This is a genomic window from Peribacillus sp. SIMBA_075 (genome assembly GCF_046534585.1).
Map to the genome: position 1 here is coordinate 1 of NZ_JAWRYN010001786.1, position 228 is coordinate 228.

General features: G+C 47.8%; 1 protein-coding gene. It reads left to right on the plus strand.

Going from position 1 to position 228, the window contains the following annotated elements; genetic code table 11:
• Window positions 1-228 (plus strand): TCP-1/cpn60 chaperonin family protein (locus SB775_RS34585; protein WP_410865800.1); only part of this gene is annotated, 228 nt, incomplete at both ends.

Sequence of the window (228 nt, forward strand, 5' to 3'; positions counted from 1 at the left end):
AGAACGTCTTGCAAAACTAGCTGGCGGCGTCGCTGTCATCAAAGTTGGTGCTGCAACGGAAACAGAGCTAAAAGAGCGTAAGCTACGCATCGAGGATGCACTCAACTCAACTCGTGCAGCAGTTGAAGAAGGCATCGTATCCGGTGGTGGTACAGCACTTGTGAATGTATACAAAAAAGTCGCTTCAATTGAAGCTGATGGTGACGTTCAAACAGGTGTGAACATCGT